Origin of the sequence: Streptosporangium sp. NPDC051022, from assembly GCF_040683035.1 — a bacterium.
GTDB lineage: Bacteria > Actinomycetota > Actinomycetes > Streptosporangiales > Streptosporangiaceae > Streptosporangium.
The window spans coordinates 115,070-129,345 of the sequence record NZ_JBFBCF010000024.1 but is presented as its reverse complement, the minus strand read 5'-3'; the positions used below and the strand labels follow the sequence as shown (position 1 = coordinate 129,345).

Below are 14,276 nucleotides of genomic sequence, written 5' to 3'. Positions count from 1 at the left end.
TCGATGGGTTTGAGCACCGCGAGAGCGTTGATCACTCCACCTGGCAACTACGGACTTTGACATCCTCCCCCGCCCGAGGGCGGGGGATTCCAACGGCGACTACCCCACCAGGAGGAGGTCGCGTTGAGGTTCGCGGTTCACAGGCCCGGCAACCCGGTCGCCTCCCCGCGCATCCACCGCATGCCCCGCGGCAGTGTCCCTGACGTTGTCCCTGACGTTGTCCCTGACGTTCCTGGCCGCGTTGACGTCGGCGTTGTCCCGATGCCCGCAGGCGACGCAGCGGAACCGAGATTGGCTCTCTCTCGACTCGGCCGCGCGGTGCCCGCAGGCGTTGCAGGCCTGCGACGTGTAACGCGGATCGCCCCTCCGGACCCGGCCGGGCGCCTTGTGCTCCTCATGGGTGGCTGCGGGCGTACAGGACAGTGAGCGCGTTCTGGTAGGCGTCGGCCGGGTCGTCGCTGGGAGGGGCGATCAGCTGCCAGTCGTGGCCGGCGGCCGCGAAGGGGTACCACCTGCCGTCGTGTCCGTGGCGGATCTCAATGTCGGCGGTGGGGTCGGTGACGCGGTTGTCGACGGTGGTCAGCGGTGTGGTCGGGTCCGGGCGCAGCGGGTCGATGACGGTGGCGGCCTGCTGGAGGGTCTGGGGGGCGTCCGGGTAGGGGTGGCGGGTGACGCGGATGCCGGGGGAGCCGGCCAGTGCGTAGGTTTTCAGGAGCCGACGGAAGACCTGCGGCTCCATGTCGAGCCGGTGGGCCACGTCCTCGGTCCGCCTCCCGGCCGGGAGGGAAGTGGTCAGGCGCACGGCGTCGGCGACCGGGTCCGTCTCAAGCGGGGTGTCGTCGGTCAGGAGTCGCTGGGCTTGGTGGGCGGCTTCGGTCGCGAGGTGGCGAAGCAGCTGTAGTGAGGGGGCGGGCGCGGGCGGTTCAGGCAGCACCATGTCCGGGAAGCGTGTCGTGGGCGCGTCGCCGTCGGCGGCTTCGCGGGTAAGTGGGGGTGGTGTGCTGTTGTGCCAGTTTTGGTAGGCCTGGTGGGCGGCGATATAGGAGCCTGCCAGGCGTGGCGGTGTGCGGGGCCGGTTATGTTTTTCAGGTGCTGCCACGGCAGTGGGGGCCGGGGCGTGCAGGAGGTCGGTCAGGTACCGGTGGGGAAGGCCGCGCAAGACCGTCAGCAGAGAGGGGTTCGCATGCAGGCGCTGGGTGAGGGCGTGTCCGAGGGCGGCGGTGTGCTGACATGGTGCTTGCCGGCAGTCGCAGGTGAACGTCACCTGGGCGGCGCTGGGGACGATGGGGACGTCGCCGGTGTGAGCGGGGTCGGCGAGTTCGGCGGGGAGTTGGCCCTTCAGGAGGGCGCCCTTATGGTGGCTGCGAGTCAGGGCCGCAGCGAGTGCCTGCTGTTCTTCCCGGCTGAGCGGGGCGATGCGGATGGTGGCTCGGGCGGGTTCGCCGTGGCGGGGGGTGACGACGGCGCTGATCTGTCCGGGTTGGGAGTCCAGGCGGGCGGGGACGCCGCCGGCGAGGTAGATGTTGTGGCCCTGGGCGAGGGTGGCGGGGCTTCCGGTGGCCTGCTTGTGGGCCAGTTCCCAGGCCAGAGCCCACGGTGAGGTGGTGTCGGTCACGGGCGTGCTCCCAGGGCGACGAGTTCGGCGAGTTCGGCGTCCGACAGGTCGGCGAGCGCGGTCTCTCCGTTTGCCAGGACGGCGTCGGCCACGGCGCGCTTGCGTTCCAGGAGGGCGTCGATGCGGTCCTCGATCGTCAACTCGGTCTGCATCAGGTGGACTTCCAGGGTGCGGGTTTGGCCGATGCGGTGGGCTCGGTCGATGGCCTGGGTCTCCACGGCGGGATTCCAGGGCCGGTCGAACATGATGACGTGGCCGGCTTCGGTCAGGGTCAGGCCGGTGCCGCCTGCTTTCACCGTGAGGATCATGACCGGGCTGCGGCGGGTTTGGAAGGCGTCGACGAGGTCTTGGCGGGCCTGCCCGGGCGGGATCTGGCCGTGGAGGAACAACGGCTGGATGCCCTGGGCGCGAAGGTGGGTCACCAACAGTCGGCCCATGGTGGCGTAGTTGGTGAACACCAGCGCCGACTCGCCCGCCGCGGCGATCTGGGAGAGGAGTTCGTCGAGCGCGGTGAGTTTGCCTGAGCGCCGCCGCTCGGCGTCTGGGTCGTAGTGATGCAGGTCCGGGGTCTGGCGCAGGTAGTGGGCTGGGGTGTTGCAGATCTGGCGCAGTTGCGTGAGCAGAGTGAGGATCAGGGCGCGGCGCTCGCCGGGTTTGGCGGCGCGGATCTGTTCCATGGTGTCGCGCACCACCGCCTCGTAGAGGCCGACCTGCTCGCGGGTGAGGGTCACGTAGCGGCGGGTGGTGACCTTCGCGGGTAGTTCTTTGAGGATGTGCGGGTCGCTCTTGCGGCGCCGGAGCATGAAGGGGGCCAGCACGCGGGCCAGACGGCGGGCGTCTTCGCCGTCGGGGTCATGCTCGATGGGGCGGGCGTAGCGGTCGTTGAAGGTGCGGTGGGTGCCGAACAGGCCGGGGTTCGTCCAGTCCAGGACCGACCAGGCCTCCATGATGCTGTTCTCGACAGGGGTGCCGGTCAACGCGACTCGGGCCTTGGTGGTCAGCCGGCGCAGATGCTGGGCGGTCAGTGAACGGTGGTTTTTGACCTGCTGGGCTTCGTCGGCGACGACCAGGTCGTACGGCTGCGCGGCGAGGGTGTCGGCGTCGCGTCGCAGGGTGGCCTAGGTGGTGATGACGACCTCGTCGGGGGTCAGGCCGTCGAGGGTGCGGCTTTCGCCGTGGTAGCGGCGGGTGGGGGTGGCCGGGGCGAATCGGGCGATCTCGCGTTCCCAGGTGGCGAGCATGGACGCCGGGCAGATGATCAAGGTCGGTGCGGCGTGTTCAGCCTGCTCGCGGCGGTGCAGGTGCAGGGCGATGGCGGTGATGCTTTTGCCGGTGCCCATGTCGTCGGCCAGGCACGCGCCGAACCCGAGGCGGGTGGTGTTGGCAAGCCAGGTCAATCCCCGCATCTGGTAGTCGCGCAGCGTCGCCTTCAGCGCGGCGGGCACCGCGATGGGCTGGTGGGAGCCGACACGCAGGAACTCCACCAGGTCGGCCAGCGCGCCGGTCGGTTCGCAGGCCACCAGGTCGCCATCGACGGTGAGGCTGCCGGTCAAGGCTGCGGTCAGTGCTTCGGCTGCGGGGAGCGTACCAAGGGCGCGATTGGCTGCTCGGCGAACGGTTTCCGTGGTGACCAACAGCCAGCGGCCTCGCATGTGGACCAGGGCGCGGCCGGCGGCGGCGAGGGCGTCCATCTCGGCATCTGTCAGGCCGTCGCCGTTGACGGTCAGCTGCCAGCGGAAGTCCAGGACGTTGTCCAGGCCGAAGGCGGGCTCGCGGGCGCCGGGGGTGGAGCGGGTGCCAAGCAGCGCGCGCACGCTCAGGGCGCGAGCCCACTGCTCGGGCCAGGTGATCTCGATGCCGGACCGGGCCAGGTCATGGCCCATCTCGCCGAGCAAGAGCGCGGCTTCGGCGGCGCGTAAGGTGAACCTGGCCGGGCGGTCCTGCTCCAGGAGGCGCTGCAGCGGAGGCCAGAGGTGGGCAGCGGCACGCAGGGATCGGCGGACGCGCTCCAGCCGGCCCGGGTCGGCGCCGTGCTCGGGCAGGTATTCGGCGGCGTTGACAAGCCGGGGTTCGCCGCCGGGCGAAGCGGTACTGATACGCAGTGTCGCCCACAGCAATTCGGTGTCGTCGGGACTGTTGGCAGGCGGCGGTTTGATGGTCACGACCAGGCCCAGCGGCGGGCGGGAGTCGAGGATCGTGTCGATCTGGTCCGTCCACGCCATCAAGCCCAGGCTCTGGGGGCGCGGAGAAAAGGCTGTGTATGGGGCTGAGCCGAGCGCGTACGCGGTTCCCGGGCCGCGCACGACCGCGTCGGCCAAGGCGTCCAGGATGTGGCGCACCACGATGCGCGGCGCCCACAGGCGGTACGGGTTACGGGCGGCAGGAACGCAGTGCGCGTATGGGGGCATCATCTCGGCAAGATCGGCGGCGGTGGCCTGCTGCCCTAGGGTGAGGGGGCCCAGATGCCAGGCGTCGCGGCCGGTGGAGTCGGTGCCCGGGTACACGCGCTCCTCGGCGATGGCCTCAAGGCCCAGGCGGATGACGGCCCGCCAGGTCTTCGTGCTGGGGTGCAGGTCGTCATCGGCCAGTTGGGCCAGCACTCCGGACAGCAGCCTCAGCGGCACCGGCCACGCTGGGACCGGGAAGGCGCGTACTCCGACACCCACCCCGGGCAGCACCAGTTCGACGTTCTCCGCCCGCAGCGGCGCGGACGGGTCGGTGTCCGGTAGAGGGCTGCCGTCAGGGTGGTAGACCACCAGCCGGGCGGTACTGCCGCTCAGGTCCGCGGTCACCGCGGCACCTGCCCAAAAGACGGAGTTCAGCAGCCGCACGGCCAGCAACGTCTGGGCGGGTGTTCCCGCAGTGGGTGTGTGCGGGTATGGCACGAATGCGGGCGTGGCCGGTTCCGGTGCTGTGTCCTCGGCGTGCGCGGCCGGGCCGGCGGGTATCAGCGCGAGGCGGGCCAGTAGCGCCCGTACGGCGTCCTGATGGGAGGCGCGCTTGCTCGGCGCGCGCCCCTGTGCCTGAACCGTCTGGCCCTGGTAGCGGCACGACAGGGTGCACAGGAACACCAGCCGATGTGTTGGGCCGGTGGTTGAGTAGTCCGGCTCGACATCGGTGATGACGCCCGTCTGCCGTAAGGAGTTCAGCGCGCCGAAGGGGTCCTTGCCCGGAGCCAATGGTTTGATCGCGGACACCGCCTGGACCGGCGCGGCAGGACGGGGCTCATCGTCGGCGACGATCAGGGCCAGCAACGCGTGGGCTGCCTGTTCGCGGGCCGCCCCCTTACTCAGCCCGCTTCCTTCCGTCTTGAGAGTGCGGCTCTTCGAACGGCAGGTGGCCTGGCAGGTGAACAGTGGCTGCTTGCCGCTGAAGCCGGGTGAGACCTCGAAGACCAGGCTGGTGATCAGCTCGATCTGCGCGAGCTCGTTCAACGCGCTGAGCGGGTCCTTGCCGGGCGGAGGCGGTCCCGCCGAGATCCCCGGTTCCAGCGCATGTGCGGGTTCCGGCAGCGGCAGCCCGGTCAGCTGGGCCAGGACGGCGACCGCGGCCGAGTTCCGGGAGTGCTTCTTCGAACGCTTCGGCCCGCTGTCCGCATGGAGGAGACCGGTGCCGGGGTCGTAGGTCACACTCGTCTGGAACCGCATCGTCCTCTGGGCGGCTCCGGGGATGATGGTGTCCTCGTAGACCGGGGCGGGCTGCTCGGCAGCGCCCGCGTGAAGGTTGAGGATCGCTGACGCGGACCCTCCGTCGGCGGCGATTGAGTCCATGATCGCCCGGCGAGCCGGTTCCCATTGCGGTGCCGGTGCCTGGAAGAGGACGAGGTACAGCTCGGGCGGCTCCAACATGCCAGCCTTGGCCCGGGCCGTGATCTCCGCCACCAAGGCCGGTGCCACGGCGGCCTGCGAACACGCCCGCTGAAGCTGCCCCCGGAAGCCGTCCGCGGGCAGCGGAGCCGCCAGCGCCACAGGCGCGTTGTCGTCGGCTGTGACCGGTTCCCATTCCGCGCCGTCGCCCGACTCCTGCACCACCGGCTGAACCCCGCACAGATGCCCAAGCAGGCTCACCGCGGCCCGGTGCCGGGCCGCGGTGCGCTGGTCGGCGTAAGCGGCGATACCGTGGGCGAATCCATCAGGCGTACGCCACCCGGCCTGCACCCCGAAGCGGCCCAGCCCGTCCCTGGCCGGCACCTTGCGCAGCACGAACACCGCCTCCACCGCCTGGGCCTGCGAGGTGAGAACAGCGGTCGCCCGCTCCGGAGCCGAAGCCAGCGCCGTCCACGCGACCGACCGGGCCCGCTGCACTTCCACGTGCGAAACTCTGCTGTCCAGCAGAAGAGCCCGCAGGTCCCGCGTCCGCAACCGGCCCGTCTCGGCTCGCCGGGTGACCTCAGCGGTGAACGCCTCCGGCCACAGGCCATCCGCGCACGCTCTGGACAACAAGCGGCTGAACCCCCGGTTGTCCAGCCGCCGAAACACGGCCGCGTCGCCGCCGTGAAGTTCCCGATGCTCCTTGTCCTGGATGCGCTTGTTGAGAAAATCGCCGATCGTCAGCGGAGTAGGCCGGGTTGTCACTTTGGCGAAACCTCCGGGGAACTGGATGAGCCGCACGGGGCCGTCAACGCTCGAAGCGAGCCAGGCGCGGCGCATCACCAGGTCCGGCAACGCCAACCGGATCGCGCGGGTGGGCAGCCCAGGCCGATCACCGTAACCGAGGACACACCTACAGCGCATGCCATCGCCCCAATCCCTGGGCGAGCACGGCTTCAGCACGCATCTGGGCGACAGAGACGCAAACCACCTGATGGTCAACCTCGTGCGCGAGGACGGCACCGTGGCCGCCCCGGGCTGGGACCGGCGGGTCATGTCGAAGGTGTGCGCGCAGATGGAGACCGGGAGAAAGCGTGGGACGGGTCAGGCCACGAGTTCGACCGGTCTCCTTGGGACCATACGCCGAGGTTGAGAAGCGGAACAGGGCGGCGTCATCGGCGCCGCCCTGTCCATGGCGTCAGTGGGAGAACGCCTGGAACTCGGCCGCGCGCACCTGATCGGGTGTGGGACTGGTCGTGGCGCAGTCCGTCGCGGAGTCCGGGTCGTTCTCCTGCTCACCCGCGTACAGCGGGTTGCCGGTGCACTGCGAGCCGAGCACGCGCAGCATCAGGTGCGTGGCGTCGGTCGCCGGCACGCGGAACGATCTGATGGTCATATGGGGGGCGATGGGCCAGGGACGGACCGAGGGGAACGCGTCCGGCCGGCTGGTGTAGATCGAGTGGAAGTTCGCCGTGTCGGCGCAGTCCGCGCGGCACGCGAGCACCTCGAAGGAGCGCAGGGACGAGAAGCGGGTCTGCCAGCTCGGATCGGCCTCGTCGAGGTAGTCAACCCGGAGCGCGGCGCTGACCTGGACTCTGCGGACGGTGACCGGCCGGTCGCCCGCCAGGTCCACGACGACCGACTTGCCGGCGGGCGGGCCGGTCAGCGAGGCCCAGTTGGTCGCCTCGGTCTCGTCGATCAGCTGGGCCTGGTTGACGCCGTCACCGGAGGCCGTCGCGCCGGTGGAGGCCGAGGCGAGGTTGCGTGACAGCGGCGCCCGGACCAGGTGGGTGCGGCCGGCTGAGACGACGGAGGTGAGCCGGGTGTGGCCGTAACCCTTGCCGACGAGCAGGAGGCGGTAGGCGCCGGGCGTCATCTCGACCGTGTCGCCGAGCGGGGTGGCCGGGTCGGTGTCGGCGACGGGAACCACGCGGGCCTCGTAGTCGCCGACGTAGAGCCGCAGCACCGCGCCCTCGGCGGCGCCGTCGGAGGTCAGGCGCAGGAAGCCGTTGTCGCCCTTGGGGTTCACGAAGCTCGGCGTCGGGTTGTAAGCGTTCCCGTTGTCGCCGTCCGCGCCCGCGCCCAGGCCGCGCTCGGCGAACGCGCGCCAGATGATGTCCTGGTCGGCGGCGAGCAGGGCGTCGCGCTCGTCGGCGAGGCTGCCCGCGCCCGTCGTCAGAAGCAGGGCGTCGAAGGTGAGCTGGGCCCAGCGCCGGTTCCCCGGGCACCGGTCGACGGGTCGCCCGCCGTCGGCGCAGGCCCGCTGCTGGGCGAGGGTGCCCTTGCCGTACCGCTTGAGGAAGGCCTCGCGCACGTCGAACTGGGTCGCCGCCCAGATCTCACCGTCCTCGTGAGTCTGCGGTTCCCTCATGTCGTAGCCGATGTCGCTGTAGTTGAGCGGCGACTTCGACATGTCGTAGTTCCTGATACCGCGCTCGGCGGCGCCGGTGAGGTAGCCGCCGATGACGTACGGCGTGTCGCCGGACGGGCGCAAGCCGTGCTCGTAGAGGTACTCCATGGCGAACAGGTCGGAGGTGGACTCGGCCAGCATTCCGCCCTGCCAGCTGATCCATCCGCCGTCCGGTCCGCCGATCATGCGACTCGTTATCGCGTGGCCGTATTCATGCGCGATAAGCGTCATGTCGTAGGAGGTGTCAACGCAGGGGCCATACCATCCACCGCCGCTCGGCATCGACAGCGCCGTGAACGTGCCCGGCGAGATCCCGTCAGGGGTGTTGACCTGACCGCCGAAATCGCGGACGCCGATCAGGGCACCCACCTGAGCGCTCCCAATCGCGGCGTCGTTGCCGAGCCCGCCGCGGTCGCGGTTGTCGGCCTGCATGTTCCACGCGGTCTCGGTGAAGCCGAGCCGGTAGGACCAGTCGTGCATGCGGTTGATCCCCGCGTGCAGGTGGGCGATCGACGTCTCCAGGTCGGCCTCACCGGGCCGGCTCAGCGTCGCCGGGTCGCACTTGGACTCGTTCCAGGTGTTCTTCCAGGGGTAGGCGTAGTCGCGGCCCGGCGACGGCGCGTTGCTGCGGGTGCCGGGCAGCTCCACCTCGTACCTTTCCCGCTTCTCGTAGGTCCGCGCGGCGTTTCCCGAACTGGTGTGGGTCGGGGTGTTCGTGGCGGGGTCCACGTCCCAGGCCAGTCCGGTCGCCGGGTCGCCGCCGGTCACCAGGTCGCAGCCGGGGCCGGCCGCGAAGCACCAGCGCCGCCGGGTGTCGGCCGAGGAGTAGTCGCTCGGCGGGTTGGCGGGGAAGACCGTCCAGGACGGGTTGTCGGGGGTGGCGTCGGCGATGGTGTCCACCAGGTTGTCGCGGACCAGGACCTCGCCGCTGACCGCGTCCACATGCGTGGTGTACCCGGCGACGTCGCCGCCCTGGCCGGACGCGATCAGCACAACCTGGTAAGCGCGGTGCACCCCGTCGGGCGCCGGTACGGCCACCGGCGTCACCCGCTTGGTCGTGACCGCCGCGAGATCGACGCCGCCATCCCTCGCCGCGATCTCCACGGCCTGTTTCTCGCCGATCACGGCGGCCGGAGGCGCGGCCGTGTCACGCGAGAGGGAGGAGGCGACGTACTCCACCCTCCCGCCCGCGACGGCGACCACGACCAGGCCGTCCACCCCCGAGGGCAGGCCGCCGAAGCGCTGCCGCAGCAGGACGGCGTGACCGGGGCCGATCGGATTGACCCCGACCCGCTCCAGCGCGTCCACCTGGGCGGCCGACAGGCCGAAAAGGTCCTCGTGGCTCTTGAGGTACGCGCGGGCGGCCTGTACCGGGTCGGCGCCCAGGTGCTCCGCCAGCGGCGCGGACCCGGTGACGACGGCCGGGGTGCCGAGCGCGTTCCAGCGCACCTCGGCGCCCGGCCCGGAGCTTCGCGCGCTCAGGCCCGACGGCGGCGGGACTCTGCCCTGCCGGTTGTCCAGGTCGGGCTTACCGTGCCCCTTGGCCTGAGATCTGGGGATCGGGGAGGTCTTGGCGCCGGGCGCGCCCTTCGCGGCCTCGGAGCCCTGAGCCACCCCGGCGATCGTCGCGAGGGGGAGAAGCAGCGTCGCGAAACCGACGGCTGCGGCTGCGGCGCGTAATCGAATCCTGGTCAACACATGTCCCTCCTGAAAGCGCAGATCATTTCGCGTCTGCGCCAGAGATATCACGCGCCGAAAACACCTACAATATCTATTCAATTCGCGAAAATCGGCGTATGGAGGTAAACGGGTTCGGGTTTTGCGGGCATCACGAATTGCCCTGCACGGTGCCGCTTCAATGCCCATCACATAATGATTGAGATGGGATTTGATAGGCGTGAAAAAATGGGATACCCCATCGGAACACCAACGTCTGGAAAACCGCCCCGGGTCAGGGTGTTCCGCGAAGTGTTCCGGTGAAGACCCCCTATCCGGAACGCTTGGAGCCGTGAACGGAACCCGTGCCGGCTACGCCCGCTGTTCCGCCGACGAGCAAGACGTGATCATCCAGACCGAGTAACTCATGGCGCTGGCGAAGAAGAACGGCAAGCTCATGGGTAAGCACCCCAAACTGCCCGAACCCGCCCGATGCTCCATCCGCCGCCGTTACGCCGCGGGCAAGGTGTCCCTGACCGACCTGGCCACCGAGTACAGCGCCGGCCGCTCCACCATCCACCGCATCATCCACAATCCAGACGCCTGACTTGCCACTCAGCCCTTAGCGCTAATATTCGGCCGGATCGTCCCGCTGCCCCGGGACGAGGTCCCCGGCGCTTTCCCGGTCGGTTGACCGGGCACCGGGGATCTCGTCGTCCGTCAATCAGGTCATGCCGTGACGTCACGGCCTGCCGTCGTCGATGGCGTGTGGTTTACGGGTGGAAGGTATTGAAGTAGTCGGGCGGGAGCTTGTTGAGCCAGGCGTGGGCGACGCCGGTCCAGCCGATGCGCAGGAAGTCGGCCTTGCCGTCGCCGTCGAGGTCGGCGAACTGGATGTCTTTGGGCGGCAGGTCACCGTCCCCGGCGATCCTGCCGATGTCACGGTAGGTTCCGCCTGCACCTGTGGCGCCTTCGTTGATCCAGGCGCGGGCGCCGCCCTTGGCGGTGATCAGGATGCGGTCGGCGCGTTTGTCGCCGTTGATGTCGGCGTAGCGGATCTCCCGGGGCAGTTGCAGCGCGCCGCTGATCTTCTGCGGGACCTCCCACTCCAGGTACTGGAAGGTCCGTTTGACCTGGAAGCCCTTGTTGTACCAGGCGGTCGTGGTCCCGTCCGGTTCGATCAGCAGATAGTCGTCCCGGCCTCCCCCGGTGACGTCGGCGATGCGGATCTTGGTGTTCGGGTCGATGTTCAGGGGCGGCTTGTCGCCGTTGTCCGAGCCGTTGGCGAAGACGCTGGCGACACCGTTGTAGCGGTTGGTGCACATACGCGCCCCGGAGGGGTTCTCAGCCTTCCAGGTGTACAGGTTGATCACTCCGTTCAGGTGGACGACCATGCAGTCGGGGAACCCGTCACCGTCCACGTCACCGAAACGCAGCATGTTACCCACCGCCCCGGCGCCGGGTTGGTAGGAGTTCTGGCCTTCGACGAAGGGCATCCAGTTCTTGCCGGAGGGCCCGCTGTTCCACCAGAACCGGAAGTTCTGGTCCTTGTCGACCACCACGAACTCGGCCTTGCGGTCCTTGTTGATGTCGACCATCCAGAACCGGCTGTCGGAGGGGAACTGCTGGGCCTGGATGACGCCGCGGTCCTCCCAGTACCGGCCCAGCTTGCTGACCTCTTCCTCACCGGGGGAATCACCCGGGCCGTCGTCCTGGATCCCGCAGGCGTCGGACGCCTTGTCCTCTGCCTGAGGATTCGGCTCCCAGATCCACCCTCGATCCCTGGCCTGACCGGCGGCCTTCACGAACGCCGCGCCGATCTTGTCATAGCCCTGATCGTTGGGATGGATGCCGTCGGGGCCGATATCGGATTGGTCCAGCCCGCTGATGTCGGTGTACACCACGTGGAGACCGCGCTCCACGAGGCGGTCCACCATGGCGGGAACCTGGGCGGTGAACGCCTCTCCCCGCGCGTCGACGGCTCCGTCGCGGAAAGGCTGCACGCCCGCGACCAGGACGGCGACTCCGTGGGAGTCGGCGCTGACCTGTTCCACCAGGGCTTCCAGCCGTCCGATCGCCCCGCCCATCTCGTAGTTCTGGATCACGTCGTTGCCGCCGGCGATGAGCGTGATGAGGTTGGGCTGGAAGAGGTCGACGGCGCACTGCGCCTTGCCGGCGATCTCATGGATCCGGTACCCCTTCCAGCCCTCGGTCTCCCGGTCCGACATCGTCCCCACCCGGATGGAGCCGACCCAGTCCACACGGGGCGTGGCGTCGTCGTCACTCATGACCTTCGCCTTGCCCTTGCCAGTGACCGCGAGACCGCTCGAGGCGGCGCTGCGGCGAGTGAGCTCACCGAACCCCGCGTCGGCGCTGTCCCGGTAGCCGTTCCCGTCCGAGCTGCCCTGGCCGTAGGTGGTGGAGGAGCCCAGCGCCATGGGGCGCAAAGCCGGCCAGAGTTCGAACCTCCACCCGTTCGTGTTGCTGCTGTCCGCCTTGATGCGCACCCGTGAACCGATGAAGTCCGCCTCGGCGCGCAGCTCCCTGGTGAAGTTCACGGCGAAGACCCTCCGTCCCGCCCTGTTCCACTGCTGTCTCTCGTTGCGGGGGTCGCACCCGGCGAGGGACACAGCCGCGTCGATGTCGTCGGACGCCCTTTCCAGGCACTTGTCGGCCGTGGGGGAGGAGAGGAGGAACCAGTGTGGCCGGGAGCTGTAGAGAGGCATGATCCCCTCTCTGGGTGAGCCGGTTCCCTGGACGATCGTCGGCTCCCCGCCCGTGTTGGCCAGGACGCCGTCTCTGACACCCTCAAGGAACATGCGGTACATCACACCGGGTACGAGGGAGCCGTTGCATTCCGCCGAGGGCTCGGCTGCGGCCGCGAGCGCGGTCCTGGCCGTGGCCCTGGCGAGCTGAGGGGCGCCCGGGAGGCCGCAGTCCGTCCTGATGAAATAGCGCACCGCGTAATGATCGGAGTTGACGAATTGGCGCTCGCCTACGGCGTTGGCGGTGGTGTCGTTGGCGAGGTAGGCCATGTCGAGTGTGCCGCCGCCTTCGTGGGTGGGCTGGTCCGAAGCGACGATGTGGTTCTGGAATTGGGCTCGCAGGTTCTCGGGGCGTTGGTTGAGGTCGCCGAATATTCCCATCTCCTCATTGGGCGGCCGGTTCGCCATGAACCGCTGGGCGGTCGTGATGATGTCTTCGGCGTCGTTGGGGTTGTCCCTGCCGTTCGCATGGGCGTGCGCGGTGAAGTACCAGTAATCACCGATGAGCACACCCATCATCGGCCGGGAGTTCCAGTCGCTGTGCACGGGAAGCATCACCGCGTCACTCACGTGAACCTCGCCTCTGACCGCGATCGCCAGGCCGTTGCGCTGCTGCCCCGTGTCCGCCCAGTAGATGTAGTGGTATTGCGGGCGAGACTCGCTGCCGACGGCGTACCTGTGTTCGGTGACGCCGGCCCCGCTGGGGAAGGTCCGATGCGTCCATTCCGCTCGCTCCGGAGGAGCGCTACCCGCCTCCTGGAGGGCCAGTGCCTCCGAACCGCTGTCGACCATCCGCTGAAGCGCCGTCTGCCAGCGACTCTCCGGCACTCTGGAGCCCGGCTCGGTCTGGCTCTGTCCGCGCATGTTGTAGGAATCGACGATCCTGAACGTGGGTGCCATCGCAGTGAAGGCCGCCAGCGCGGGCGGGGCGACCGGCGTGCCGGCCACGATGGAGGGGGCGACGACCAGCACCGTCGCGACGATGAGTCCCCACAGGCGTGAGCCCGCAGGCGAACCCGGCGAACGGCCCCGCGTCCGCGACGCGGCATATAACGATCTTCTCAACGTATTCTCCCAAAATGGCGTGCCAGTCACCCGGCCGGTCGGCGGGGCTGGCGTCACGTGGTGCACACGATTGCGTCGCCCCAGGTCGGCGAAGCTTTTGGGGAAAGCGGCCCTGTCGAAACCTCTTCCGTCCACCGGACGGGGGCATGGAGTACTCCCGGCAGAACGTGATCACGTCGATCTTGGACTACCCGGGTCTTTGTCTGATTGGAGCGGCACGGGCGCCGGCACTCGGCCTCAGCGTCGCCGACGGGTCACGCTGACGGCGTCGGCCGCGTCAGTCCTGGTCGAGGTCGGGATCGGGTTCTGCCGCCCTTCGGAAGCCGGAGCCCCCGGGGCGAAGGAAGAACGGTTCAGGCGGGGGTGCGCAGCGGGGCCAGGACGGTGGACCAGGCGATGAGCTGGTCGAGGGTGGTGGTCAGTGTGGCCGTCCGGTGCTCACCGGGGGTGAAGTCGGTGAAGTCGGTGAAGTCGTGGTGCATGCTGAGGGCGACCTGGGCGGAGATGTCGGCGATCTGCAGGGCGCCCAGCACGGGACGCAGCGTCTCGACGGCGCGCACGCCGCCGTCGAAGCCGTAGGAGACGAAGCCGGCCGCCTTGTTGTGCCATTCGGCGTGGACGCGGTCGAGGGCGTTCTTGAGCTTGCCGGGGGCGGAGTGGTTGTACTCGGGGGTGACGAACAGGAATCCGTCGTAGCCGGCGACGGTCCGGGCCCATGAGCGGGTGTGGTCGTGGGTGTAGCGGCCGCTGGCGGGCGGCAGCGGCTCGTCCAGGTCGGGCAGGTCGAACTCGGCGAGATCGACCAGTTCGAAGCGGGCGTCGTCACGCTCGGCGGCGTGTTTCATCACCCAGTCGGCGACGGCCGCACCGCGGCGGCCGGGACGGGTGCTGACCAGAACGACGGCGATGGTGATCACGGGGATGGTCCTTTCTGATGGGCGGGACGGGGTAGCCGG

General features: G+C 69.2%; 7 protein-coding genes and 1 pseudogene. 1 reads left to right on the top strand and 7 read right to left on the bottom strand.

All coding sequences use genetic code 11. The features are described 5' to 3' along the window. Positions 1–99: 99 nt before the first annotated feature. The 5 genes and pseudogenes from AB0N02_RS32295 to AB0N02_RS32275 form a co-directional block, all read right to left on the bottom strand. Complete coding sequence (locus AB0N02_RS32295) at positions 100–423, bottom strand: zinc ribbon domain-containing protein (protein WP_363954178.1); 324 nt, start codon at positions 421–423, stop codon at positions 100–102. Further along, on the bottom strand, positions 395–1,615 hold the full coding sequence (locus tag AB0N02_RS32290) for a hypothetical protein (protein ID WP_363954115.1): 1,221 nt from the start codon (positions 1,613–1,615) through the stop codon (positions 395–397). The genes AB0N02_RS32295 and AB0N02_RS32290 overlap by 29 nt, the downstream gene beginning before the upstream one ends. Next, positions 1,612–2,175 (bottom strand): C-terminal helicase domain-containing protein, encoded by a 564-nt coding sequence (locus tag AB0N02_RS32285; protein ID WP_363954176.1) that lies wholly within the window; start codon positions 2,173–2,175, stop codon positions 1,612–1,614. The genes AB0N02_RS32290 and AB0N02_RS32285 overlap by 4 nt, the downstream gene beginning before the upstream one ends. A 36-nt stretch (positions 2,176–2,211) precedes the next feature. Beyond that, positions 2,212–5,262: pseudogene (locus AB0N02_RS32280) on the bottom strand (SNF2-related protein); the annotation flags it as partial. A gap of 1,360 nt (positions 5,263–6,622) precedes the next feature. Next, complete coding sequence (locus tag AB0N02_RS32275; protein WP_363954113.1) at positions 6,623–9,532, bottom strand: M36 family metallopeptidase; 2,910 nt, start codon at positions 9,530–9,532, stop codon at positions 6,623–6,625. A 385-nt stretch (positions 9,533–9,917) separates the two neighbouring features. On the opposite strand from AB0N02_RS32275, the gene AB0N02_RS32270 reads away from it, so the two are divergent. Further along, positions 9,918–10,097 carry a hypothetical protein gene (locus AB0N02_RS32270; protein WP_363954111.1) on the top strand — a complete coding sequence of 60 codons (180 nt, stop codon included), beginning with the start codon at positions 9,918–9,920 and terminating at the stop codon, positions 10,095–10,097. Between the two features lie 166 nt (positions 10,098–10,263). On the opposite strand, the gene AB0N02_RS32265 is transcribed toward AB0N02_RS32270, so the two are convergent. Further along, complete coding sequence (locus AB0N02_RS32265) at positions 10,264–13,227, bottom strand: FG-GAP-like repeat-containing protein (protein ID WP_363954109.1); 2,964 nt, start codon at positions 13,225–13,227, stop codon at positions 10,264–10,266. A gap of 446 nt (positions 13,228–13,673) precedes the next feature. Beyond that, positions 13,674–14,237, bottom strand: coding sequence for an NAD(P)H-dependent oxidoreductase (locus tag AB0N02_RS32260; protein WP_363954107.1), 564 nt, complete (start codon positions 14,235–14,237; stop codon positions 13,674–13,676). Positions 14,238–14,276: the final 39 nt, after the last annotated feature.